We start from the raw sequence: 22,452 nt of genomic DNA on the forward strand, positions 1-22,452 counted from the left end.
GGCCAGAGGGGTCGGCAGCACGTGCACCTGAAAAGCCTGACGCTCAAGGGCTTCAAGTCCTTCGCCTCGGCGACCACGCTGCGCTTCGAACCCGGCATCACCTGCGTGGTCGGCCCGAACGGCTCCGGAAAGTCGAACGTCCTCGACGCGCTGCGCTGGGTCATGGGCACCCAGGGCGCGAAGGACCTGCGCGGCGGCAAGATGGAAGACGTCATCTTCGCCGGCACCGCGGGCCGCGCCCCGCTCGGGCGCGCCGAGGTCACGCTCACCATCGACAACGCCGACGGCGCGCTGCCGATCGAGTACGCCGAGGTCTCCATCACCCGCCGGATGTTCCGCGACGGCGCGAGCGAGTACGAGATCAACGGCGACCGCTGCCGGCTGATGGACGTCCAGGAACTGCTGTCGGACTCCGGCATCGGCCGCGAGATGCACGTCATCGTCGGGCAGGGGCAGCTGTCGGCGATCCTGGAGTCGAAGCCCGAGGAGCGGCGCGCGTTCATCGAGGAGGCCGCCGGCGTCCTCAAGCACCGCAAGCGCAAAGAACAGACCCTGCGCAAGCTCAACAACATGCAGGGCAACCTCGACCGGCTCACCGACCTCACCACCGAGCTGCGCCGTCAGCTCAAACCGCTGGGCAAACAGGCCGAGATCGCCCGCAAGGCCCAGTCGGTGCAGTCCGACCTGCGCGACGCGCGGCTCCGGCTGTTCGCCGACGACCTGGTCACCCAGCGCGAGTCCATCGCGCGCGACGAGGCCGACGAGCGCACCGCGCGCCAGCGTCGCGCCGAGGTCGAGCAGGCGCTGGAGATCGTGTCCGCCGAAGAGGCCGAGCTGGAGGCTTCGCTCGCCGAGGACGCGCCGCGGCTGCAGATCGCCCAGGAAACCTGGTACAAGCTGTCCGCGCTCACCGAGCGGCTGCGCGGCACCGTGCGGCTGGCGGTCGAGCGGCAGCGGCACCTTTCTTCGGACGTCTCCGCGCCCACCGGCGGTCGTGACCCGGAGGAGCTGCTCGCCGAGGCGGAGCAGGCCGCGGAGCGCGAGCAGGAGCTGACCGAAGCCGTCATGGAGGCCCGCGAACTGCTCGCGGAAACCGTGCTGCGCCGGGAAGATCTCGAACAGCGGGTGCAGGCCGCCGAGCGCGCGCACTGGGCCGCGGTCCGGGCGATCGCCGACCGCCGCGAGGGCATGGCGAAGCTGACCGGCCAGGTCGAAGCGTTGCGCAGCAAGAACGGCGCGACCGCGGAAGAGGTCGACCGGCTCACTGTCGGCCTGCAGGAAGCGGCCGAGCGCGCCGAGATCGCGGTCGAGGAGCTGGAAGAAGCCAAAGCCGCTGGCGGGACTGAGGAATCCGACGACGCCGAGCTGCGGCAGCGGCACGATCGCGCGGTGGAGGCGAACAACGCCGCCAAGGCGCGCGTCGAAGAGCTGGTGAAGGCCGAACGCGGTGCCGAGCGCGAGATCGCGTCGGAGAAGGCGCGCGTCGATGCGCTGTCGATGAGCCTCAAACGCAAGGACGGCGCGGGTGCGCTGCTGGGCGCGTCCGCGGAACTGCCGGGCTTGCTCGGTTCGATCGCCGCGCTGCTCACCGTGCAGCCGGGGCACGAGGTGGCGCTGGCCGCCGCGCTCGGGCCGGTGGCGGACGCGGTCGCGGTGTCCGGCGGCGAGAACGCGCTGTCCGCGCTGAAGTACTTGAAGGAGACCGATTCCGGTCGCGCCGGGATCGTGCCCGCCGGTGGCGTGTCCACTGTGGACACCAGTTCCTGGCCGATGCTGCCCGAGGGCGCGCGCTGGGCCCGCGAGGTCGTCAGCGCGCCGGAGCAGCTGCGGCCGGCGGTCGAGAAGGCGCTGGACCGGCTCGCGCTGGTGCCGGACCTGGAGTCCGCGCAGCAGCTCGTGGCGCAGCACCCGGAGGTGCGCGCGGTCACCGCCGAGGGCGATGTCTTCGGGGCCAACTGGATCGCTGGTGGTTCGGCCGCTCGCGAGAGCGTGATCGAGGTCCAGGCGGCGGTCGACGAGGCGCAGGAACGGTTGCGTACGGCCGAACGCGCGCTGGAGCAGTACTCGGCCGAGCTGGAAGGCGCACGCGCCGAGCAGCAGTCGCGCCGCGAAGAGGTCGGGCAGGCGAAGGATGCGCTGGGCGAAGCCAAGGTGCGCAACGCGCGCTCGTCCGAGCGGCTGAACCGGTTGCAGCAGGCCGCGCGGTCGGCGCAGGCGGAGGTCGAACGGCTGACCCAGCAGCGCGCGAAGGTCGAGCAGAGCCGCGAGCAGGCGCTGGAACAGCTGGCGGAGCTGGAAGAACGGCTCGCCGCGGTCGCCGAGCAGCCGGTCGAGGACGACCCGGACACCGCCGAACGCGACGAGGCCGCCGAGCAGCTTGCCGTGGTGCGGCAGGAAGAAGTCGAGGCGCGGCTCGCGCAGCGCACCGCTGAGGAACGTGCGCGCAGCATCGCCGGGCGCGCGGAATCGTTGCGCCGCGCGGCTTATGCCGAACAGCAGGCCCGCGAGCGTGCGGCCAAGGCTCGCGAAGCGCGCGAGCGGGGTGCGGAAATCGCCAACGCGGTGGTGAACGCCGGTGAGTTCGCGTTGGAGCGCATCGAGATCTCGGTGCAGCGCGCGGCCGCCGAGCGCGACGAAGCCCAGGCACAGCGCCAAAGCCGGGAAACCGCGCTCACCGCGGTGCGCGCGAAGGTGCGCGAGCTGTCCGGCGAGCTGGAGAAGCTGACCGACGCCGTGCACCGCGACGAGGTGCTGCGCGCCGAGCAGAAGCTGCGGCTGGAAACGCTGGAAGCCAAGATCGCCGAGGACTTCGGCATCGGGCTGGCGGATCTGGTCGAGGAGTACGGCCCGAATGTCCCGGTGCCGCCGAGCGCGGGCGAGATGGCCGAGTACGAGGCGGCCAAGGAGCGCGGCGAGGACGTCACCCCGCCGCCGCCCATGCCGTACGACCGCGACACCCAGGCCCGCCGCGCCAAGCGCGCGGAGAAGGACCTGACCCTGCTGGGCAAGGTGAACCCGCTGGCGCTGGAGGAGTTCGCGGCGCTGGAGGAGCGCTACAAGTTCCTGTCCACGCAGCTGGAAGACCTCAAGGACACCCGCAAGGACCTCGAGGCCGTCATCAAGCAGGTCGACGAGAAGATCCTGGAGGTCTTCGCCTCGGCCTACGCCGACGTGGCGCGCGAGTTCGAGACCGTCTTCGGCGTGCTGTTCCCCGGCGGCGAGGGCCGGATGGTGCTCACCGAGCCGAACGACCTGCTCGCCACCGGCGTCGACGTCGAGGCCCGTCCGCCGGGCAAGAAGGTCAAGCGGCTTTCGCTGCTGTCCGGCGGCGAGAAGTCGCTGGTGGCGGTCGGCATGCTGGTCGCGATCTTCCGCGCCCGCCCCTCGCCGTTCTACGTGATGGACGAGGTCGAGGCGGCGCTGGACGACACCAACATGCGCCGGCTGATCGGCCTGCTGGAGCAGCTGCGCGATTCGTCGCAGCTGATCATCATCACGCACCAGAAGCCGACGATGGAGATCGCCGACGCGCTGTACGGCGTGAGCATGCAGGGCGACGGCATCACCAAGGTGATCTCGCAGCGGCTGCGCACCGCGGAAGAGGAACCGGTCCCGGCTTCCTGAGCCGGGGTTGCGCCGGTCGGGACGATCCTGCCCGTTCGGGCAGGTCTGCCCGGACGGGCGTCCGACGGGCCAACTGCGGTCGGAGCTACGCGTCTTCAGGGGTGTTCACCAGCAACACTTCCTGGAGGGGATTCGACAATGCGCACCATCGTGGCCCGCACCCTGATTTCCGGTTCGCTGCTCGGCGCCGCGCTGGCGGTCGCCGCGTGCGGAGGCAGCTCGCAGACCGGGCAGGCCGCACCGAGTGCGCTTTCTGCCGCACCGACCGCTTCGTCGGTGGCTGCGCCGAGTTCTTCCGCCACGTCCGCGCCGTCGACCCAGGCGCACCCGAGCAAGACCAAGCCGCGCCCGACTCCGGCCAAGGAACAGCCGAGTGACCGCTTGCCAGGCAAGGGAGAACTCGGCAAGGGCGCGGACTGCGGCCCGATCGACGGCCCCGGCGGCAAGGTCGACGTGGTGGCCGAGGCGATGCCGGCCGGCACCGTCGGCTGCACTGAGGCGATCAATGTGATGTCCGACTACCTGGCGCAGGCGCCGACCAAGGCGCAGGGCACCGGGCGCTTCCTCGACGTGGACGGCTGGAACTGCGGCTACGACGGCGGAAACGGCGGCAGCAAGCAGATTTTCTGCGGCAGCAAGGGGCTTTCGTTCCACGGCAAGGCTGTTTGAGCGTTGGTGTCGGACCCCGGGTACGAACGGGTAGAAGCGGGCATCGCGGCTGTCGGCTGAGTGTCCGCGGCTGGCACCGTCGATCTCGCCCGGCAGCGCGGGTTCCGCCGGGCTCACCTTCAAGGCAGCACTGGGAGAAAGGTTCCACAGCGATCATGCCTTCACTCGTCAAGAGACTCGCGATCGGCGGCGCCGCGGCGCTCGCGCTGGCCGTCACCGTTCCGGCCGGTCAGGCGTTCGCCATCGACCGGGTCGCCTGCAACGGCCGCACCGATTTCGTCCAGCTTCGCCTTGCGGGCGGAAACCCTTGGGACGGCAGCGATGTCGCCTGCTTCGCCAACAGCGGCGCGACGTACGTGGACCTTGGCGGCGTCGCCAGGGTCGACTCCGGCAACAACTCGGTCACCCTGTACTGGGACGGCGGCCGGACCGACCTCGGCCACTGGCAGGGCGCTGACCTGAACTTCGTGCACGTGCGGCAGGTCGTCATCCGCTGACGCGTTTCCCGGCGACGGCCCGGCTTCCGTTCCGCGAAGCCGGGCCGTGCGCCGGAGTTCCCTCGGTCACGTTTCCGCCGCCACGCTGCCGACCCGTCACGGGCCGCTTAAGGTGATCTTGGCCGATCGGCGGCCGAAACAGGGGAGGAAATTCTTCATGCGCACGATGCTGTCCAAGACCGTTGCCACGGCGGCGGTTCTCGCGTTCGGTGCGCTGGTCTCGGCGTGCGGCGGAAGCAGCGACACAGCGGCTCCGCCGTCTTCTTCGGCACCGGTTTCGGCCGCGCCGACCGCCACGTCCGCACCGGCGTCGAGCACCGGAAGCGCGCCTTCGAGCAAGGCGCACCGCCCGAGCAAGACGGCGACCAGCAGCCCGGACGCCGGCGAAACGGTCGGCCCGCCGGTCGACTGCGGCCCGATCGACGCGCCCAACGGCAAGGTCGGCCTGATCGCCACCGAGACCAAGGCGGGCCGTCCCGGCTGCACCGAGGCGATCGACGTGATCACCGAGTACTTCCAGGAAGCGCCGAAGAAGGCCGAGGGCACCGCGCACGTGCTGACCGTGAGCGGCTGGCGGTGCATGGCCGACACCGGCGCGCAGGGCAGCGGCCGGATCGGCTGCGACAAGGACGGCCTGGTCTTCTACACCCAGCCGTAAACGGCCTCTGGCCGGGTCCCCACGGGAACCCGGCCAGAGAAAACCGTTGCTACGCGGGCGTTTCCGCGGGTTCTTCGACCTTCTCGACGTTCGGGTCCACCCCGCGCCGCCGCAGCGACAGCAGGCCGCCCACCACCAGCGTGATCAGCACCCCGGCGAAGGTGTACCAATACGTCGCCAGCGGCACCAGCGTCTTCGTCGCGGTGCCGAAGTGGATGTGCACCTCGGTCGTCGCCTTGTCGAATTTCACGAACAGGATCAGGAACGCCATCCCGACCACCGAACAGGCGAACGCGATCACCGCGTCGGATTGGCGGGCCTTGCGCACCAGCAGGCCGAGGAAGAACGAGCCGAGCAGCGCGCCGTAGGTGTAGCCGACGATGCCGAGGCCCTGCTGGATCACCGGGTCCTTCGAGTTCGTGAACATCGAGGCGAACACCGCGAACACCGCCGCCCAGATGAGTGTCCACATGCGACCGTGCCGGAGCAGCTTGGCGTCCTCGATCGACTTGTGGGTGAACCGCTGGTAGAGGTCGGCGATGGTGGACGTGGACAGCGCGTTGAGCGCGGACGCGAGCGCGCCCATGGTCGACGCCAGGATGCCCGCGATCAGCAGCCCGGCGAGGCCGACCGGCAGGTCGTTGACGATGAAGTTGGAGAACACGTCGTCGCCGGACATCTTCCCGGCCGCGACCGCGGTGGCCGTCGCGCCGTTCTTGCCGCCGGTGTAGACCCACAGCATCGCGCCGACCAGCAGGAACAGCGCAAACTGGACGAACACCACGATGGACGAGCCGATCAGCGCGCGCTGCCCGTCGCGCAGGTTCCGGCACGACAGCAGGCGGCCGACGATCAGCTGGTCCGCGCCGTGCGAAGCCATCGACAGGAACGCGCCGCCGACCACCGCGCAGAGGAACGCGTACGGGTTGGTGAGCAGGTTCGACGCGAAATCGGTGAGCTGGAACCGGCCCTGGCTCGAAGCGATCTGCGTCCAGCCGGACGGCAGCTTCGTGGACAGGAAGATCACCGCGCCGATCGCGCCGAGGACGTACAGCGACCACTGGATGACGTCCACCCAGATCACCGACTTGATGCCGCCGACGAACGCGTAGACCACGGTGAGCGCGGTCAGCAGCACCACGATGTGCCAGTACTCGGTGTGGATGCCGTAGTGGCCTAGGATCGCCTTGATCGGGATCGCCCCGGCGAACAGCCGCAGGCCCTCGGCGAGCAGCCGGGTCACCACGAAGGTGACCGACGCGGTGCCCTGCAGCCCGCGGCCGAAGCGGCGGCCGAGGAATTCGTACGCGCTCACGTAATTGCCGCGGAAGTAGCGCGGCAGCAGCACGAACGCGGCGATCACGCGGCCGATGATGTAGCCGAAGGCCACTTCCAGGAACAGGAACGCGCTGCCGAACACGAGCCCGGGCGTGGAGATCACGGTGAGCGTGGACGTCTCGGTGGCCACCACCGAGAGCGTGACCGCCCACCACGGCATGCTGCGCTCGCCGACGAAGTAGTCGTTCGCGGACTTCTGTCTGCGTCCGACCAGCACGCCGATGACCGGCATCGCCGCGAGGTACACGATGACGATCACCAGATCGACTGGATTCATGGGGTTCTCCTACCGTGGTTGCCCGGATTCCGCGACCCGGAGCCGGGTCGCGGCGCCCCCAGCGGGGCGGGGAGATTCAGGGGCGCCGCACCCGGCGTCAGCGCGCCGAGCAGGCGGGGACCGCTCGCTCCGGTCGCCGACGGCAGCGTCGCCGGGACGCCGCACCAGCTCAGCCAGCCGAGCAGCGCGGTCAGATAGGCCTCCTTGCCGGAGCCGGGAAGGCCGAGGTCGTCGCTGGTGCGGAGCGCGCCCTCGGGCAGATGCCGGGCGAGCGCGGCCATCGTGGCCGGGTTCGCGACCCCGCCGCCGGACGCGACGACGGTCGCCACGCCGTGCCGCCGGCATTCCGCGGCGACCGTGGCGGCGGTCAGTTCGGTGAGCGTGGCCAGCAGATCCTCCGGCGACAACGGCGGCAGTCCGGACAGGGCCGCGTCAAGGTATCCGCCGTGGAAGTGCTCCTTGCCAGTGGATTTCGGGGGAGCGGCGGCGAAATAGGGGTCGGCGAGAAGACGGCGCAGCAGGTCCTCGCGGACTGAACCGGCGAGCGCGAGCCGCCCGTCGACGTCGGCGGACAGCCTGCCGTCGCTGACGTGCGCGGCGGCGAGGTCGAGCAGCGCGTTGGCCGGGCCGGTGTCGTACGCGAGCACCGCGTCGGAATGCGTGACCACGGTGATGTTCGCGATGCCGCCGAGGTTGAGCGCGGCCACCGGCTGCCCGGTCTGCTCGGCGAGACCGCGCAGCCACATCGCGTCGAGCGTGCTCGCCAGCGGCGCGCCCTGTCCGCCCGCGGTGATGTCGCGGATGCGGAGGTCGGCGATCACCGGCACCCCGGTGCGCTCGGCGATCCACGCCGGCTGGCCGAGCTGGAGCGTGCCGAGCGCGACGCCGTTTTCGACCCAGTGGTAGACGGTCTGGCCGAGCGAGGCGATCACGTCCACCGGTCCGTACGCCGCGATCCCGCGCGCGGCTGCGTCCGCGAAGGCTTGGCCGACGCGGGTGTCGAGGACGGTCAGCTGGCGCGCGCTGCTCGGGCGCGGCGGGAGGGCGTCGAGGAGATCCGTGCGGAGGTCGGCGGGATAGGGCACGTCGAGTTCGCCGAGCGGGGTGAGGACGACGGTCCCGCCGTCTGCGCGGAATTCGGCGACGGCGACGTCGATGCCGTCCACGGAGGTGCCCGACAGCAGCCCGAGGACGCGGAAACGGTGGCCGGTCGGGGTGGTCATCCGATGTGGTCTAGTCAACGCGGAAGGGGTGGCGCAAGACGCGTCGTGGAGTCTTGGCCGAATCGGAACCGTTCGCGTTACTCGTTGGCCTCGCGGTGGGGTGTCCGGTGGCTTGTGCACACGGATGACAGGATGGTGGGCGTGTCGAGCACCTGGTTCTGGATCGTTGTCGTCGCCGTCGTCGTCCTGGTCGCCGTTCTGGTGTCCGGGCTGCTCATCGCGCGCAAGCGGCGGATCAGCATGGCCGAGCCGCGCGAGGTCGAGGAGAAGCCGAAGGGCGGCGGGTACGCCGCGAGCGGCGGGATCTCGCTGGCCCCCGGCGGGAAGACCGCGGAGGCCGCGCCTGCTCCGTCTCCGGAACCGGAGCCTTCTCCGGAGCCGGTGGTCGAGCATCCCGTCGAGGACCGGCCGGAGGTGGACGGCCAGCCCGCGGTCGGCGACGACGCCGCGGTCCCGCGCGACTCCGACCAGCGCACGGTGCGCGACGTCAAGCTCCCCGAGCCGGTCGAAGAGGCTCCCGAAGCGGTCGTGCCGGACACGATCGAGGAAATCGAGTCCCCGGCCGGCCGCCTCGAACGGCTGCGCGGCCGCCTGGCGAAGTCCCGTTCGGTGTTCGGCCAGAGCCTGCTCGGCCTCCTCGGCGGCGGCGACCTGGACGAGGATTCCTGGCAGGACGTAGAGGACACGCTGCTCCTGGCGGACCTCGGTGCCGCCACCACGACACAGATCGTCGACCGCCTGCGCGACGAGCTGAACCGGCGCGCGGTGCGCACGTCGGCGGAAGCGCGCGAACTGCTGCACGAGGTGCTGACCGCGGCGCTGTCGACGGACGCCGAGCGTTCGGTCCGCGCCCTGCCGCACGAGGTGGACGGCAAGAAGCAGCCCGCGGTCGTCCTCGTGGCCGGCGTGAACGGCACCGGCAAGACCACGACGACCGGCAAACTGGCGCGAGTCCTGGTGGCACAAGGCGGAACCGTCGTCCTCGGCGCGGCCGACACCTTCCGCGCGGCGGCCGCCGACCAGCTGCAAACCTGGGGCGACCGGGTAGGCGCCTCGGTCGTGCGCGGCAAGGAAGGCGCGGACCCGGCGGCGGTCGCGTTCGACGCGGTCAAGCAGGGAATCGCCGAAGGCGTGGACGCGGTCCTGGTCGACACCGCGGGCCGCCTGCACACGAAAACCGGCCTGATGGACGAACTCGGCAAGGTGAAGCGAGTCGTGGAGAAGCAGGCGCGGGTGGACGAGGTGCTGCTCGTGCTCGACGCCACGACCGGACAGAACGGGCTCGCGCAGGCCCGGGTGTTCGCCGAGGTCATCGACGTGACGGGCATCGTCCTGACCAAACTGGACGGCACGGCCAAGGGCGGGATCGTGTTCCAGGTCCAGAAGGAACTGGGAGTACCGGTGAAGCTGGTGGGACTGGGCGAGGGGCCGGACGACCTGGCACCGTTCGAACCTGGGGCGTTCGTGGACGCGTTGCTGGGCTGATTCGCCTGGTCGGGTGAAGAGCGGTTAAAGCGGGCATCCCTCGAGAAGCGGCCTGCCACGGTGGGCGGATGCATCCCGCATCCGCCCCGTCTCCCTCGCCGCGGCCGGACACCGAGGCAGTGAACCTCCGGCCGCTCACCGAAGCCGACCGGGCGCGGGTTCACGAGATCCTTTCCGCCCCGGAAGTCGCGCAGTGGTGGGGCGATCCCGACGAGGAGACCGACGGGCTGCTCGCCAAAGACGAGCAGGCCTACGCGATCGAGCACAACGGACACACCGTCGGCGTGATCCAGAGCTGGCAGGAACTCGATCACCGTTACCGGCACGCCGGAATCGATCTCGCCGTGCATCCGGACCACTACGGGCTCGGGCTTGGCGCGCAGGCGATCCGCACCCTCGCCCAGCGCCTGTTCGACCAGGGGCACCACCGGATCACCATCGATCCGGCGGCGGCCAACGTCCGCGCGATCCACGTGTACGAGAAGCTCGGCTTCCGCCGCGTCGGGATCCTTCGCGACTACGAGCAAGGGGCCGACGGCACCTGGCACGACGGCCTGCTGATGGACCTCCTCAAGGGCGAACTCAAGTAAGAACTCAAGTAACCGGCAGCTGCTGCGAAAGCCGGTCCGCGATCTTCTGCACCACCGGCGCGATGTGGCTCACCGCGTCCGCCGTCAGCCGGCCGGACGGGCCCGACACCGAGACCGCCGCGGGGACGGGCGCGCCGGGGATCGCGACGGCGATGCAGCGGACGCCCAGTTCCTGTTCCGCCTCGTCGAGCGCGTAGCCCTGGCTCGCGATCTTCTTCAGCTCCACCGCGAGCGCGTCCGCGTCGGTGAAGGTGTGCTCGGTGTACGCGGGCATTCCGGTCCGTTCCAGCAGCGCCGCGACCTCGTCGGCGGGCAGTTCCGCCAGCATCGCCTTGCCCACGCCGGTGCCGTGCGGCAGCAGGCGCCGTCCGACCTCGGTGAACATCCGCATCGAGTGCTTCGACGGGACCTGTGCGACATACACCACCTCGTCGCGTTCCAGCACCGCCAGGTTCGCCGTCTCGCCGACCTCCTCGACCAGCTCCACCAGCAGCGGCCGCGCCCACGCGCCGAACTGCATGCTGGCGTTCTCGCCGAGCCGGATCAGCCGGGCGCCGAGCGCGTAGTGCCGGTTGGTGTTCTGCCGGACGTAGCCCAGCGACACCAGCGTGCGGATCAGCCGGTGGATCGTCGGCATCGGCAGCCCGGACAGGGTCGCCAGCTCCGACAGGCTGGCCTCGCCGCCGGTGTCCGCCAGGTGCTCCAGCAGCTCGAACGCGCGCTGCAGGGACTGGACGCCGCCGTCTCGTCCGCTCTTCTCAGCCGCCACCAGTGGTCCTCCTCACAGACCCGATTGATGTTCCGCTATGCAGAAACTATAGTCCGTCAGGTAAAAACCGTAGGGACGTTATCCAAAGCACTACTCGGGGTGTTGCGCATGTCTGAGGTCCAGGTTCTCGGCGGGTCTGTCGAGCGTGGGGACGAGATTCTGACGCCGGAAGCCCTCGCTTTCGTGGCGGGCTTGCACGACGAGTACGCCGCGCGGCGTGACGAGCTTCTCGTCGCGCGGGGCAAGCGGCGCGAGGAGGCCCGCACCACCGGCCGCCTCGATTTCCTGGCCGAGACCAAGGAGGTCCGCGAGGGCGACTGGCAGGTCGCCGGCGCTCCGGCCGCGCTGCGCGACCGCCGCGTGGAGATCACCGGCCCGACCGATCGCAAGATGACCATCAACGCCCTCAACTCCGGAGCCAAGGTCTGGCTCGCGGACTTCGAGGACGCCAACACGCCGCACTGGGCGAACGTCGTGGGCGGCCAGGTCAACCTGTCCGACGCGATACGCGGCACCATCACGCTCGACCAGAACGGCAAGCACTACGAGCTGAAGCCGGACGTCGAGCACGCGACGATCGTGGTCCGCCCGCGCGGCTGGCACCTCGACGAGCGGAACCTGACCTTCGGCGGACGCAAGGGCGTCGGCGCGCTGGTCGACTTCGGCCTGTACTTCTTCCACAACGCCCAGGAGCTGCTCAACCGCGGCAAGGGCCCGTACTTCTACCTGCCGAAGATGGAAAGCCACCTCGAAGCGCGGCTGTGGAACGACGTGTTCACGCACGCGGAGAAGGCGCTCGGCATCCCGCACGGCACCGTCCGCGCGACCGTGCTGATCGAGACCATCCCGGCCGCGTTCGAGATGGAAGAGATCCTCTACGAACTGCGCGAGCACGCCTCCGGCCTCAACGCGGGCCGCTGGGACTACCTGTTCAGCGTCATCAAGTATTTCCGCGACGCGGGCGAGAAGTTCGTGTTGCCGGACCGCAACTCGGTCACCATGACCGCGCCGTTCATGCGCGCCTACACCGAACTGCTCGTGCGCACCTGCCACAAGCGCGGCGCGTTCGCGATCGGCGGCATGGCCGCGTTCATCCCCAGCAAGGACCCGGAGGTCAACAAGGGCGCCTTCGACAAGGTGCACGCCGACAAGTCGCGGGAGGCCGGGGACGGCTTCGACGGTTCGTGGGTCGCGCACCCGGGCATGGTCGCACTCTGCAAGGAAGAGTTCGACAAGGTCCTCGGCGACAAGCCGAACCAGCTGGACCGCACCCGCGACGACGTGCAGGTGACCGCCGACCAGCTGCTGGACGTCGCCTCGACGCCGGGCAGCGCCACCGCGGCCGGCCTGCGCGCGGCGGTCGACGTCGGCATCCGCTACCTGGCCTCGTGGCTGGGCGGCAACGGCGCGGCGGCGATCCACAACCTGATGGAGGACGCCGCCACGGCCGAGATTTCGCGGTCGCAGGTGTGGCAGTGGGTCAAGAACGGCACGCAGCTGGACAACGGCGAGAAGGTCACCGCGGAGCTGGTGCGCGGCGTCGTCGCCGACGTCCGCGGCGAGCTGGCGGCGGAGGTCTCCGACGATCTGCTGAAGCCCGCGGTCGAGCTGTTCGAGCAGGTCGCGCTGGCCGACGAGTTCCCGGACTTCCTGACCCTCCCGGCGTACGAGCACATCCAGTAATGGGCGGCGGACGGCTCGCCGAGGACGTCTACCAGTCCGCCGACGCGCGGTTGGCCGAGGCCGACGCGCGCGTGGCGGCGCGGTATCCCGGCGAGTCTCCCGGCCGTCGTCCGGTGCACACGGTGTACGTGCCGGCGTCGCAGTACCGCACGCGCCTGGTCGCCGACTGGGGCAAACAGGCGATGCGGGTCTTCGTCGAACACGGCGACCTGCTGAACCTCGACCCGGCGGTGGCCGAGCGGGTCCGCGAGAAGCTCCTCACCGAGCCGATCGAGGATCTCCGCATCGACTTCGAGGACGGCTACGGCCATCCCGGCGACGAAGCGGAGGACGCGGCCGCGGAGACCGCCGGGCGCACCCTCGCGACCACCGGCGGGACCCCGTTCGTCGGAATCCGGTTCAAGAGCTTCGAAGCCGCGACGCGGCGGCGGGGCATCCGGACGCTCGATCTGTTCCTGTCCGGGCTGCTGTCCGAAGGATCGCTGCCGGACGGATTCGTGGTGACGCTGCCGAAGGTCACCGCGGTCGAGCAGGTCGAAGTCGCCGCGGAAGTGTTGGGGCGGCTGGAAACCGCGTACGGACTGGCGGACGGTGCGCTGCGGTTCGAGGTGCAGATCGAGACCGCGCAGTCGATCCTTTCGACCGACGGCACGGTCTCGGTGGCGCGGATCATCCAGGCCGCGGACGGCCGGTGTTCCGGGCTGCACTACGGGACCTACGACTACAGCGCGGGTCTCGGGATCAGCGCGGCGTACCAGAGCATGGCGCATCCGGCGGCGGACTTCGCGAAGCAGTTCATGCAGGTCGCGGCCGCCGGTACGGGCGTGCGGCTGTCCGACGGTTCCACCAACCGGCTTCCGGTGGGCGATGACCTGCCGGGCGCGTGGGAGGAGCATCTGCGGCTGGTGCGGCGGTCGCTGGAGAACGGCTTCTATCAGGGCTGGGACCTGCATCCGCATCAGTTGCCGACTCGGTACGCGGCGACGTACGCCTTCTACCGCGAAGGTGCTCCGGCGGCGGCCAAGCGGTTGCAGGACTACGCGTCGAAGACCGCCGGGGGAGTGCTCGATGAGCCTGCCACGGCGGAAGCGCTGGCCCGGTATCTGCTCGGCGGGTTCCATTGCGGGGCGCTGGCGGAGTCGGAGCTGCCCTTCGAGGTGGCCCGGCTGGACGCGTACGCGCGGCGGCAAGCCTGAACGATCGCGAGTGCCTGCTAACCCGCGCAGGCACTCGCGATCGCCGCGGTGTCCCAGTAAAACGGCCACACCTCGGCGATCCGCCCGTCCTCGATCCGGAGCGTCTGCAGGATCGGGAACTCCAGCTCCCGCCCGGTCGCCCGGGTCCGGGCGCGGACCTGGGTGCGCACCACCGACGTCGCGCCGAGGGCGAGGAACTCCTGCTCGCCGATCTCGAACGACTCCCACGTCCGGCTCATCGCGAGGAAGAACTCTTCCATCCCGGAGTGGCCGCGCCAGGCGCCGCCGAACGGCAGTCCGTCGGCCTGGTGCAGTACGACATCCTCGGCGAAATACGGGGCCAGCGGGGCAAAAGAAGCCGAACCGGGGCCACCGGCGGCGAAATACTCAGCTTCGGCTCGGTACATGCCGTTGAGCACGGCGGCGGGATCAGTCACGGCTGCCAGCCTCGCCATTCCGGGACGGCACTGCTGGCGGCAATCGGACTTCGCGGTCTCCGCTCGTTCTGTCGTCCCTCCTCGGTAGACTTCACGCCGGTCTTTCAGGGGCGGAAAGGAAACACGAAAGCCATGGCTGAGGAAACCGGGACGGTCGAGACGCTGGAGTTCCAGTCCGAGGCGCGCCAGCTGCTGCAGCTGATGATCCACTCGATCTACTCGAACAAGGACATCTTCCTGCGCGAGCTGGTTTCGAACGCCTCCGACGCGCTGGACAAGCTGCGCCTGGAGACGTACCGCGACAAGGATCTGCGGGCGGAGACCGACAACCTGCACATCGAGATCCTCCTCGACGCCGAGGCGCGCACCCTCACCGTGCGCGACAACGGCATCGGGATGAGCCGCGACGACGTCGTCAACCTGATCGGCACCATCGCGAAATCCGGCACCGCCGACTTCCTGCGCAAGCTGAAGGAGTCGAAGGAATCCGCCGGACAGGACCTGATCGGGCAGTTCGGCGTCGGCTTCTACTCCAGCTTCATGGTCGCCGACAAGGTCACCCTGGTGACCCGGCGCGCGGGCACCGACGAGGGCGTCCGCTGGGAATCCACCGGCGAAGGCACCTACACGATCGAGTCCCTCGGCGACGCGCCGCAGGGCACTTCGGTGACGCTGCACCTGAAGCCCGCCGACGACGAGGACCACCTCTACGACTACACGTCGCCGTGGAAGGTGCGCGAGATCGTCAAGCGCTACTCCGACTTCATCACCTGGCCGGTGCAGATGGTCAAGGAGAACACTGCGGGTGACGGGGGTGACGACGCTGCGGGCATGGAGACCGTCAACTCCATGAAGGCGCTGTGGGCGCGCTCGAAGGACGAGGTCTCCGACGAGGAGTACCACGAGTTCTACAAGCACATCAGCCACGACTGGACCGACCCGCTCGAGACGGTCCGGATGCAGGCCGAGGGCACCTTCGAGTACCAGGCGCTGCTGTTCCTGCCCTCGCGCGCGCCGGTCGACCTGTTCATGCGGGACGCGAAGCGCGGCGTGCAGCTGTACGTCAAGCGCGTGTTCATCATGGACGACTGCGAAGCGCTGATGCCGAACTACCTGCGCTTCGTGAAGGGCGTTGTCGACGCGGCGGACCTGTCGCTGAACGTGTCGCGCGAGATCCTGCAGCAGGACCGGCAGATCCGGGCGATCCGGCGGCGGCTGGAGAAGAAGATCCTCTCCACGGTCAAGACGATGATGACCGAGGACGCCGAGAAGTACGCGACGTTCTGGTCCGAGTTCGGCCGCGCGGTCAAGGAGGGGCTGATCGACGACCCGGAGAACCGGGAGCAGATCCTGGAGATCTCGTCGTTCGCCTCGACGCACCACGCGGAGAAGCCCACCTCGCTGCGCGACTACGTGTCGCGGATGAAGGAGGGCCAGGAGCACATCTACTACCTGACCGGCGATTCGCGCACCACGATCGAGAACTCGCCGCACCTGGAAGCGTTCCGCGCCAAGGGGTACGAGGTGCTGATCCTCACCGACCCGGTCGACGAGATGTGGGCCGATTCGGTGAGCGGCTTCGACGGCAAGACGTTCCAGTCGGTCGCGAAGGGCGAGGTCGACCTCGGCGACGAGACGAGCGACGAGCAGAAGGCCGAGTACGAAGACCTGCTGAAGTGGATGTCGGCGACGCTGTCCGACACCGTCAAGGAGGTCCGGCTGTCGTCGCGGCTGACCACGTCGCCGTCCTGCATCGTCGGCGACGCGGGCGATCTGACGCCGACGCTGGAGAAGATGTACCGCGCGATGGGGCAGGAACTGCCGCCGGTGAAGCGGGTTCTGGAGCTGAACCCCGAGCACGCGCTGGTGACCGGTCTGCGCAAGGCGTTCGCCGAGAACCCGGAGGACACCTCGCTGGCCGAGACGGCGGAGCTGCTGCACGGGATGGCGTTGCTCGCCGAAGGCGGCGAGCTGAAGGATCCGAGCCGGTTCCTGGGGCTGGTGGCGGATCGGGCGGCCAAGGCGTTGTGACGGTCGTGAGCGGCAATCCCGGTTCTCACCGGGATTGCCGCTCACGAGCTTGAGGAGGTTCGCATGCGGACAGTCATCGAACACGCCGCGATCGCCACCGTCAGCGGCCCCGAATACCGCAGTGGCCACGTGGTCATCGACGACGACCGCATCGCTGCTGTCGGCGACGGTGCCTTCGCTGGTGAGGCGGACGAACGCGTTGATGCCGCTGGCTGTCTCGTCACCCCAGGCCTCGTCAACACCCACCACCACCTCTACCAATGGGCCACCCGCGGTCTGGCCGCCGACCACACGCTCTTCGAATGGCTGGTCGCGCTGTACCCGGTGTGGGCCAAGCTGAACGAAGAGATCACGCACGCCGCGGGCACCGCAGGCATGGCGCGGCTCGCCCTGTCCGGCTGCACCACGGTCGCCGACCACCACTACGTCTTCCCGGCCGGCGGCGGCGACCAGGTGGCCGCGCTCGTCGCCGCGCGGGAGCGGATCGGGCTGCGGCTGCACCTGGTCCGCGGCTCGATGGACCGCGGCGAATCGGACGGCGGGCTGCCGCCGGACAGCCTGGTCGAGACCGCCGAGGACGCGCTGCTCGGCACCGAGGCGGCGATCGACCGCTACCACGACGCCTCGCCGGAGGCGCACCTGCGGATCGCGGCGGGCCCGTGCTCGCCGTTCACCGTCACCGAGCGGCTGATGACCGGCGCGGCGGAACTGGCCCGGCGCAAGGGCGTCCGGCTGCACACGCACCTGGCCGAAACCCGGGACGAGGAAAAGCAATGCCTCGCCGAAACCGGTCTCACGCCGGCTGAATACGCGGACAAACTGGGCTGGCTGGCGTCGGACGTCTGGCTCGCGCACACCGTCCACCTCGCACCGGACGCGATCCGCCGCTTCGGCGCGACGGGCACCGGCTCCGCGCATTGCCCGACGTCGAACGGACGGCTGGGCAGCGGAATCGCCCCCGTACGCGACCTGCTCGACGCGGGCGCGCCGGTCGGGCTGGGCGTGGACGGCGCGGCTTCCAGCGAATCCGGCGGACTGACCGAGGAACTGCACCAGGCGCTGCTGCAGGCAAGGCAACGCGGCGGGCCGACCGCGCTGACCACCCGGGAAGCCTTGTGGCTAGGGACAATGGGCGGCGCGCGCTGTCTCGGCCGGGAACGCGAGACGGGCTCGGTGGAGGCCGGGAAGCTCGCGGATCTGGCGGTGTGGGACCTGAACGGACTGAACTACGCGGGCATCGACGACCCGGTCGCGGCGCTGGTTCTGGCCGCTCCGCCGCCGTTGCGGAGGCTGTTCGTGGGCGGCCGAACGGTGGTGGAGCGGGGGCGGCTCATGACGGCGGATGAGCGGCTGATCGCGGGCGAGCTGGCAGAGGCGAGTGCCCGGTTGCGGGCCGGTTGACCAGTACGGTCCCCGTCTCCGCCAACGGCGCCCGCACCGCCTGCGCCGGAGCCGTGGTGCTCGGCTTGCGCGCCGCGTCCGAGATGCGCAGCAGCAGCGCGACCAGGATGTAGTTCGCCAGCAGTGACGAACCGCCCTTGGACAGGAACGGTGCGGTGATGCCGGTTTCCGGGATCAGCTTCGTGACCCCGCCGACGACCACGAAAATCTGCATCACCACCGTGAACGCAAGCCCGCCGCCGAGGAGTTTGCCGAAGCTGTCGCGGACGGCCAGCGCGTGCCGCATTCCGCGCAGGGCGATCAGCAGGTACAGCAGGAGCACCGCGGCCAGCCCGAGGAAACCCAGCTCCTCGCCGAGGCTCGCGGTGATGAAGTCGGAGTTCGCCTCGGGCACGATGTCCGGCCGTCCGGCACCGAGGCCGGTGCCGCTTACGCCGCCGGTGCCGAGGCCGAACAAGCCCTGCGCGATCTGGTACCCGCCGCCCGGCTGGTCGTAGGTCGCGAGCGGGTCGAGCCAGTTCGCGACCCGCTGCCGCACGTGGTTGAACAGGAAATACGCCAGCACGCACCCGCCGACGAACACCGTCAGCCCGGCGTACACCCAGATCGCCCGCTCGGTCGCCAGGTAGATCATCACCAGCACGATCCCGAAGAACAGCAGCGAGGCGCCGAGTTCCTTCTCGAACGCCAGCACCGCGACGCAGCCGAGCGCGGCGGCGACGATCGGGCCGAGATCGCGCGCCCTCGGCAGTTCGACGCCGAGCACTTTCCGCCCGGCGATCCGGAACAGCTCCCGTTTCGCCACCAGCGTCGTCGCGGCGAACACGATCAGCAGCAGCTTCGCGAACTCGCCCGGCTGGATCGACAGCGGGCCGAGCTTGATCCACACCTTCGCGCCGTTGACCTCCGACAGCGCCGACGGCAGCACCGCGGGCAGCAGGACCGCGACGATCCCGGCCAATCCGGCGAGATAGCCGTACCGGGCCAGCACGCGGTGGTCGCGCACGAATCCGAGCACGGCCAGGAACAACGCCAGCGCCACCACCGTCCACAGCACCTGCTGCCCGGCGACGGCCGAGTACTGCTTTCCCCGTTGCGCCGCCTGTTCGGCGAGGCCGAGGTCGATCCGGTGGATCAATACCAGGCCAAGGCCGTTCAGCAGCACGGTGCACGGCAGGATCAGCGGATCCGCGTGCGGGGCCCAGCGCCGGACCGCGAGGTGCGCCACCGCCGCCACCGCGGCGAACGACGCGCCGTAGCCCGCTGTCGAACCGGTGACCTGGCCCAGTGCGTTCGCGTCTACGAGCAGGAACGCGCACCACACGATCGCCACCGCGAACAGAAGCAGCCGCGATTCCGTACCGCGCGCGGCAGGCATGGATTTCCCGTCTTTCGAAAGCAGGCGAACGGGCGCGAGCGTAGTCACGATTTCTGGCAGAACGCTGAGAATGCTCGGCAATTCGGTCGGACAGTCCTAAAGCGACTAGTGCACAGCCAGGATATGCTTTCGGAAAAGCGGGCGGGCGAGCGGAGAACGTGCGGTGGCGACAGAACTGACCCCGGTGCCGATTCAGGTGCCGGCGCCAGCCCCGTCGGCGAAGGGAACGAAGCGCGCGCTCGGCGCCGCGGTGGTGGCGGTGCTGGCCGCGGCGGCGTTTCTGGTGGTGCTGCACGTCGACCGCTACTGGGGTCCGATCGACCCGGTCAGCGCGATGCTCAGCGACTACGCCTGGACGCCCGGCTGGTGGATGTGGGCGGCGGCGATGCTGCTGACGTCGGCCGGTTCGGTGGTGGTGGCCGTGGTCCTGCGCCGCCGGGGGATTCTGCGCGGGCTGCTGACGCTGGTCGCGATGACTGCTTGGTGCGCCGGGCTCGCGGCGGTGGCGTTGTTCACCAAGGACCCGCAGGGGAATGCGGTGACCTGGGTAGGAAAAGTGCATCTCGGCGCGACCGGGGTCAGTTGCGTGAGTTTGCCGCTGGCCGGCTGGCTGCTCGGCTGGGCGCACCGGAAAACGCCGAAGTGGCGGGTTTATGCCCGCTGGTCGCGTATTCTGGCGTTGACCGCGGTGCCGTTCTTTCTGCCGTTTCTCATTCCGTTCGCGGCCAATGTCGCATTCGGCCAGCATCTGCCGACCGTCGCGACCGGGCTCGTGGAACGGCTCATGGCGGTATTGGAACTGGTCGAACTGTTGGTGCTCGCCGGATGGGCGTGGCGCGCGGCGGAGTAGCTCAGGTGGCGTCGGGATCGACCGGCGGCCGCTCGTTCGCCCGCAACGGAACCGGAGCCGGGACGGGAGCGGAGACCGGGCTGGCGGGAGCGTCGTCGAGCAAATACCGCGTCACGGCCGCGCGCGGGCTGCCGATCCGCAGGGACTGCAGTTCCTGCAACGGTTTCCGCAGCTCGTGGTACTCCGGGCCGAGTTCCGTCTCGAGCTGGGCCTTGGTGCCCGCGGCGAACTCGCGAGCCCGTTTCAAGCCCGTAGCGACCCAGCGCGCCGCTTCGGGCAGCCGCTCCGGGCCGAGGATGAACAACCCGGCGAGCAACAGAATCACGATGTGGTCGATGCTGAGACCGAACACCGGCCACCTCCTGCGGACACGGATGCTGTCTCCCAGCTTAGCCGCGTCAGGGGCGTCGTTTCCCGTCGTCACCCAGTTCGTTCAGCAGCCGCTGTGCGACATCGACCACTGCCGCGCCCGCGACCGCCATCGGTTCGGTCGTCCGCATGGACCGGCACAGCACGAACGCGCCCTCCAGGCTGGTGACCAAGGCGAGCGTGAGCGTGCGGGCCTGCTCCTCGGGAAGCCCAGAAGGCGGCGAAGCCCCGGGTTCCCGCTTGGGTCCAGGCCTCGAACACGTCCGCGGTGGCCTTGCGCAGGGGTTCGTTCGTGGTCGCCACTTCGAGCGCGACGGTCGCGATCGGGCAGCCCTCGACGTAATCCGTGTCGAGCAGCGTGGTCACCGCGCCCGCGAAGAACGTTTCGAGGCCGGTGATCAGGTCCGGCGCCGGAGTGATGAAGACCTCGAACAGCTGCCCGTATTGCATCCCCGAGGTGCGTACCACTTCTTCGCCCAGCTGCTCCTTGCCGCCGGGGAAGAAGTGGTACACCGACCCGAAAGGCGCGCCGGCCTTTTCGACGATCTGCTTCATGCCGGTGCCGGCGTACCCGCCCTGGCGGAACAGTTCCGCCCCGGCGGCGAGGATGCGGTCCTTGGTGCCTGTCACGACACCGAGGATAGCTCCTTGACAGTAGAGCGTTCTATCAAGCGAGGCCGGAGCACCAGGTTCAGCACCACCGCGGTCACGCAGCCCGCGCTGATCCCGGAGTTGAGCACGACCTGCAGCGCCGCCGGGAACCCGGAGTAGAAGTCCGGCATGGCGATCGGGATCAGCCCGACGCCGAGCGACGCGGCGACGATCGCGACGTTCACCGGATGCTCGAACGACGCCTTCGCCAGCGTCCGGATGCCGCTCACCGCGACGCTGCCGAACAGCACCAGCCCGGCCCCGCCGAGCACCGGCTGCGGCACCAGCGCGACGATCCCGCCGGTCACAGGGAAGACGCCCAGCAGCACGAGCACCACGCCGCTGGCCGCGACCACGTACCGGCTCACCATGCGGGTGAGCGAGACGAGGCCGATGTTCTGCGCGAACGCCGTGCAGGCGAATCCGCCGAAGATCGTGCCGACGGCGGTGGAGAGCCCGTCCGCGCGCAGGCCGTCGGCCAGTACGCGGCTGGTGGTCGGCCGGTCCACGATCTCGCCGAGCGCCAGCAGGTCGGCGGTGCTTTCCGCCATCACCACCAGCATCACGATGAGCATCGAGACGATCGCCGCGACGTCGAACGCCGGAGTGCCGAAGTGGAACGGCGACACGATGCCGAACACTGGGGCCTGCCGCAGGGTCGACGTGTCGACTTGGCCGAGCGGCCACGCCACCGCGGTGCCCACGACGAGGCCGAGCAGCAGCGCGATCCGGCTCCAGAACCCGGTCAGGAACCGGGTGAAGACGAGCACCGCCACCAGCGTGATCCCGGCCAGCACGAGCCCGGTGGGCTTGGCCGACTTCTGCTGCGCGGCGATCCACTGCACGGCGACCGGCAGCAGCGAAATCCCGATGAGCGTGATGACCGTCCCCGTCACCACCGGCGGGAAAAACCGCGTCAGCTTGGAGAAAAACGGAGCAGCGAGCACTACGAACACGCCACCGGCGAGCGTGGCGCCGTACACGACGCCCAGCGCGTTGCCGTCGCGATGCTGCGCCGCGATGGACAGAATCGGGGCAACGGCGGCGAAAGTGACGCCGTTGACCAGCGGCAGCCTGGCACCGAAACGCCAGAAGCCGAGGGTCTGCAACAGGGTGGCCAGTCCCGCGGTGAACAGCGCCGCGCTGATCAGCAGCGCGAGCTGGCCGGGGAGAGGCCGACGGCCGCGCCGATGACGAGCGGTGGCGCCACCACTCCGGCGTACATGGCCGCGACGTGCTGGATTCCTCCGAGGATCAACTGCGGCAGCGGGGGCGCCGCGTCCACGGGGTGCCGAGAAGGTCGTTCCTGTGTAACTGACATGCGCT

16 protein-coding genes and 3 pseudogenes are annotated in these 22,452 nt (G+C 69.7%); 11 read left to right on the forward strand and 8 right to left on the reverse strand.

Annotation, left to right across the window (positions count from 1 at the left end):
- Positions 1-21: 21 nt before the first annotated feature.
- From smc to RPX00_RS23220, 4 genes are all read left to right on the forward strand, one after another.
- On the forward strand, positions 22-3,624 hold the full coding sequence (gene smc, locus RPX00_RS23205; RefSeq protein ID WP_406642392.1) for a chromosome segregation protein SMC: 3,603 nt from the start codon (positions 22-24) through the stop codon (positions 3,622-3,624).
- A gap of 138 nt (positions 3,625-3,762) precedes the next feature.
- A complete protein-coding gene (locus RPX00_RS23210) occupies positions 3,763-4,293 on the forward strand; it encodes a hypothetical protein (protein WP_406642394.1) in 531 nt (176 codons plus the stop codon).
- A 155-nt stretch (positions 4,294-4,448) separates the two neighbouring features.
- The gene (locus tag RPX00_RS23215) at positions 4,449-4,790 is read left to right on the forward strand and encodes a beta/gamma crystallin domain-containing protein (protein ID WP_406642396.1); all 342 of its coding nucleotides are present in this window, start codon (positions 4,449-4,451) and stop codon (positions 4,788-4,790) included.
- A 157-nt stretch (positions 4,791-4,947) separates the two neighbouring features.
- Complete coding sequence (locus RPX00_RS23220) at positions 4,948-5,448, forward strand: hypothetical protein (RefSeq protein WP_406642398.1); 501 nt, start codon at positions 4,948-4,950, stop codon at positions 5,446-5,448.
- Positions 5,449-5,497: 49 nt separating this feature from the next.
- On the opposite strand, the gene RPX00_RS23225 is transcribed toward RPX00_RS23220, so the two are convergent.
- Entirely contained in the window at positions 5,498-7,063 is a 1,566-nt protein-coding gene (locus tag RPX00_RS23225; RefSeq protein WP_406642399.1) for a sodium:solute symporter, read from the reverse strand.
- 9 nt (positions 7,064-7,072) lie between these two features.
- A pseudogene (locus RPX00_RS23230) lies at positions 7,073-8,286 on the reverse strand (anhydro-N-acetylmuramic acid kinase).
- Between the two features lie 141 nt (positions 8,287-8,427).
- Between RPX00_RS23230 and ftsY the strand changes: the two are divergent.
- The gene (gene ftsY, locus RPX00_RS23235) at positions 8,428-9,771 is read left to right on the forward strand and encodes a signal recognition particle-docking protein FtsY (protein ID WP_406642401.1); all 1,344 of its coding nucleotides are present in this window, start codon (positions 8,428-8,430) and stop codon (positions 9,769-9,771) included.
- Between the two features lie 68 nt (positions 9,772-9,839).
- The gene (locus RPX00_RS23240; protein ID WP_406642403.1) at positions 9,840-10,361 is read left to right on the forward strand and encodes a GNAT family N-acetyltransferase; all 522 of its coding nucleotides are present in this window, start codon (positions 9,840-9,842) and stop codon (positions 10,359-10,361) included.
- Between the two features lie 4 nt (positions 10,362-10,365).
- On the opposite strand, the gene RPX00_RS23245 is transcribed toward RPX00_RS23240, so the two are convergent.
- Positions 10,366-11,130 (reverse strand): IclR family transcriptional regulator, encoded by a 765-nt coding sequence (locus RPX00_RS23245; RefSeq protein ID WP_406642405.1) that lies wholly within the window; start codon positions 11,128-11,130, stop codon positions 10,366-10,368.
- 108 nt (positions 11,131-11,238) lie between these two features.
- Between RPX00_RS23245 and aceB the strand changes: the two genes are divergently transcribed.
- Complete coding sequence (gene aceB / locus RPX00_RS23250; RefSeq protein ID WP_406642407.1) at positions 11,239-12,813, forward strand: malate synthase A; 1,575 nt, start codon at positions 11,239-11,241, stop codon at positions 12,811-12,813.
- Positions 12,813-14,009, forward strand: a complete 1,197-nt coding sequence (locus tag RPX00_RS23255) for a DUF6986 family protein (RefSeq protein WP_406642409.1) — start codon at positions 12,813-12,815, stop codon at positions 14,007-14,009. Before aceB ends, RPX00_RS23255 begins: the two co-directional genes overlap by 1 nt.
- A 17-nt stretch (positions 14,010-14,026) precedes the next feature.
- Here the strand turns inward: RPX00_RS23255 and RPX00_RS23260 are convergent, their stop codons facing one another.
- Complete coding sequence (locus RPX00_RS23260) at positions 14,027-14,446, reverse strand: nuclear transport factor 2 family protein (protein WP_406642411.1); 420 nt, start codon at positions 14,444-14,446, stop codon at positions 14,027-14,029.
- A 132-nt stretch (positions 14,447-14,578) separates the two neighbouring features.
- Between RPX00_RS23260 and htpG the strand changes: the two genes are divergently transcribed.
- Together htpG and RPX00_RS23270 are read left to right on the forward strand one after the other, a co-directional pair.
- Complete coding sequence (gene htpG / locus RPX00_RS23265; protein WP_406642413.1) at positions 14,579-16,477, forward strand: molecular chaperone HtpG; 1,899 nt, start codon at positions 14,579-14,581, stop codon at positions 16,475-16,477.
- Positions 16,478-16,540: 63 nt separating this feature from the next.
- Positions 16,541-17,878 carry an 8-oxoguanine deaminase gene (locus RPX00_RS23270; RefSeq protein ID WP_406642414.1) on the forward strand — a complete coding sequence of 446 codons (1,338 nt, stop codon included), beginning with the start codon at positions 16,541-16,543 and terminating at the stop codon, positions 17,876-17,878.
- Here the strand turns inward: RPX00_RS23270 and RPX00_RS23275 are convergent.
- Complete coding sequence (locus RPX00_RS23275) at positions 17,808-19,256, reverse strand: FtsW/RodA/SpoVE family cell cycle protein (protein WP_406642417.1); 1,449 nt, start codon at positions 19,254-19,256, stop codon at positions 17,808-17,810. The two genes, RPX00_RS23270 and RPX00_RS23275, sit on opposite strands and share 71 nt — an antisense overlap.
- Positions 19,257-19,419: 163 nt before the next feature.
- On the opposite strand from RPX00_RS23275, the gene RPX00_RS23280 reads away from it, so the two are divergent.
- Complete coding sequence (locus tag RPX00_RS23280) at positions 19,420-20,106, forward strand: DUF998 domain-containing protein (protein ID WP_406642420.1); 687 nt, start codon at positions 19,420-19,422, stop codon at positions 20,104-20,106.
- A gap of 1 nt (position 20,107) precedes the next feature.
- Here the strand turns inward: RPX00_RS23280 and RPX00_RS23285 are convergent, their stop codons facing one another.
- The 3 genes and pseudogenes from RPX00_RS23285 to RPX00_RS23295 all read right to left on the reverse strand — a co-directional run bounded on the left by RPX00_RS23285 (position 20,108) and on the right by RPX00_RS23295 (position 22,447).
- Complete coding sequence (locus RPX00_RS23285) at positions 20,108-20,458, reverse strand: twin-arginine translocase TatA/TatE family subunit (protein WP_406642422.1); 351 nt, start codon at positions 20,456-20,458, stop codon at positions 20,108-20,110.
- A 46-nt stretch (positions 20,459-20,504) separates the two neighbouring features.
- Positions 20,505-21,105: pseudogene (locus RPX00_RS23290) on the reverse strand (TetR/AcrR family transcriptional regulator).
- Positions 21,102-22,447 (reverse strand): annotated as a pseudogene (locus RPX00_RS23295) (nucleobase:cation symporter-2 family protein). Before RPX00_RS23295 ends, RPX00_RS23290 begins: the two co-directional pseudogenes overlap by 4 nt.
- Positions 22,448-22,452: the final 5 nt, after the last annotated feature.

It is taken from the genome of Amycolatopsis sp. WGS_07, assembly GCF_045278895.1.
Classification (GTDB): domain Bacteria; phylum Actinomycetota; class Actinomycetes; order Mycobacteriales; family Pseudonocardiaceae; genus Amycolatopsis.

Bases quoted from the DNA above. Each gene is read 5' to 3' on its own strand.
- RPX00_RS23210 (WP_406642394.1), top strand. From the start codon at position 3,763: ATGCGCACCATCGTGGCCCGCACCCTGATTTCCGGTTCGCTGCTCGGC.
- aceB (WP_406642407.1), top strand. From the start codon at position 11,239: ATGTCTGAGGTCCAGGTTCTCGGCGGGTCTGTCGAGCGTGGGGACGAG.
- htpG (WP_406642413.1), top strand. From the start codon at position 14,579: ATGGCTGAGGAAACCGGGACGGTCGAGACGCTGGAGTTCCAGTCCGAG.
- RPX00_RS23240 (WP_406642403.1), top strand. From the start codon at position 9,840: ATGCATCCCGCATCCGCCCCGTCTCCCTCGCCGCGGCCGGACACCGAG.
- RPX00_RS23215 (WP_406642396.1), top strand. From the start codon at position 4,449: ATGCCTTCACTCGTCAAGAGACTCGCGATCGGCGGCGCCGCGGCGCTC.
- RPX00_RS23255 (WP_406642409.1), top strand. From the start codon at position 12,813: ATGGGCGGCGGACGGCTCGCCGAGGACGTCTACCAGTCCGCCGACGCG.
- RPX00_RS23270 (WP_406642414.1), top strand. From the start codon at position 16,541: ATGCGGACAGTCATCGAACACGCCGCGATCGCCACCGTCAGCGGCCCC.
- RPX00_RS23225 (WP_406642399.1), bottom strand. From the start codon at position 7,063: ATGAATCCAGTCGATCTGGTGATCGTCATCGTGTACCTCGCGGCGATG.
- RPX00_RS23275 (WP_406642417.1), bottom strand. From the start codon at position 19,256: ATGCCTGCCGCGCGCGGTACGGAATCGCGGCTGCTTCTGTTCGCGGTG.
- RPX00_RS23220 (WP_406642398.1), top strand. From the start codon at position 4,948: ATGCGCACGATGCTGTCCAAGACCGTTGCCACGGCGGCGGTTCTCGCG.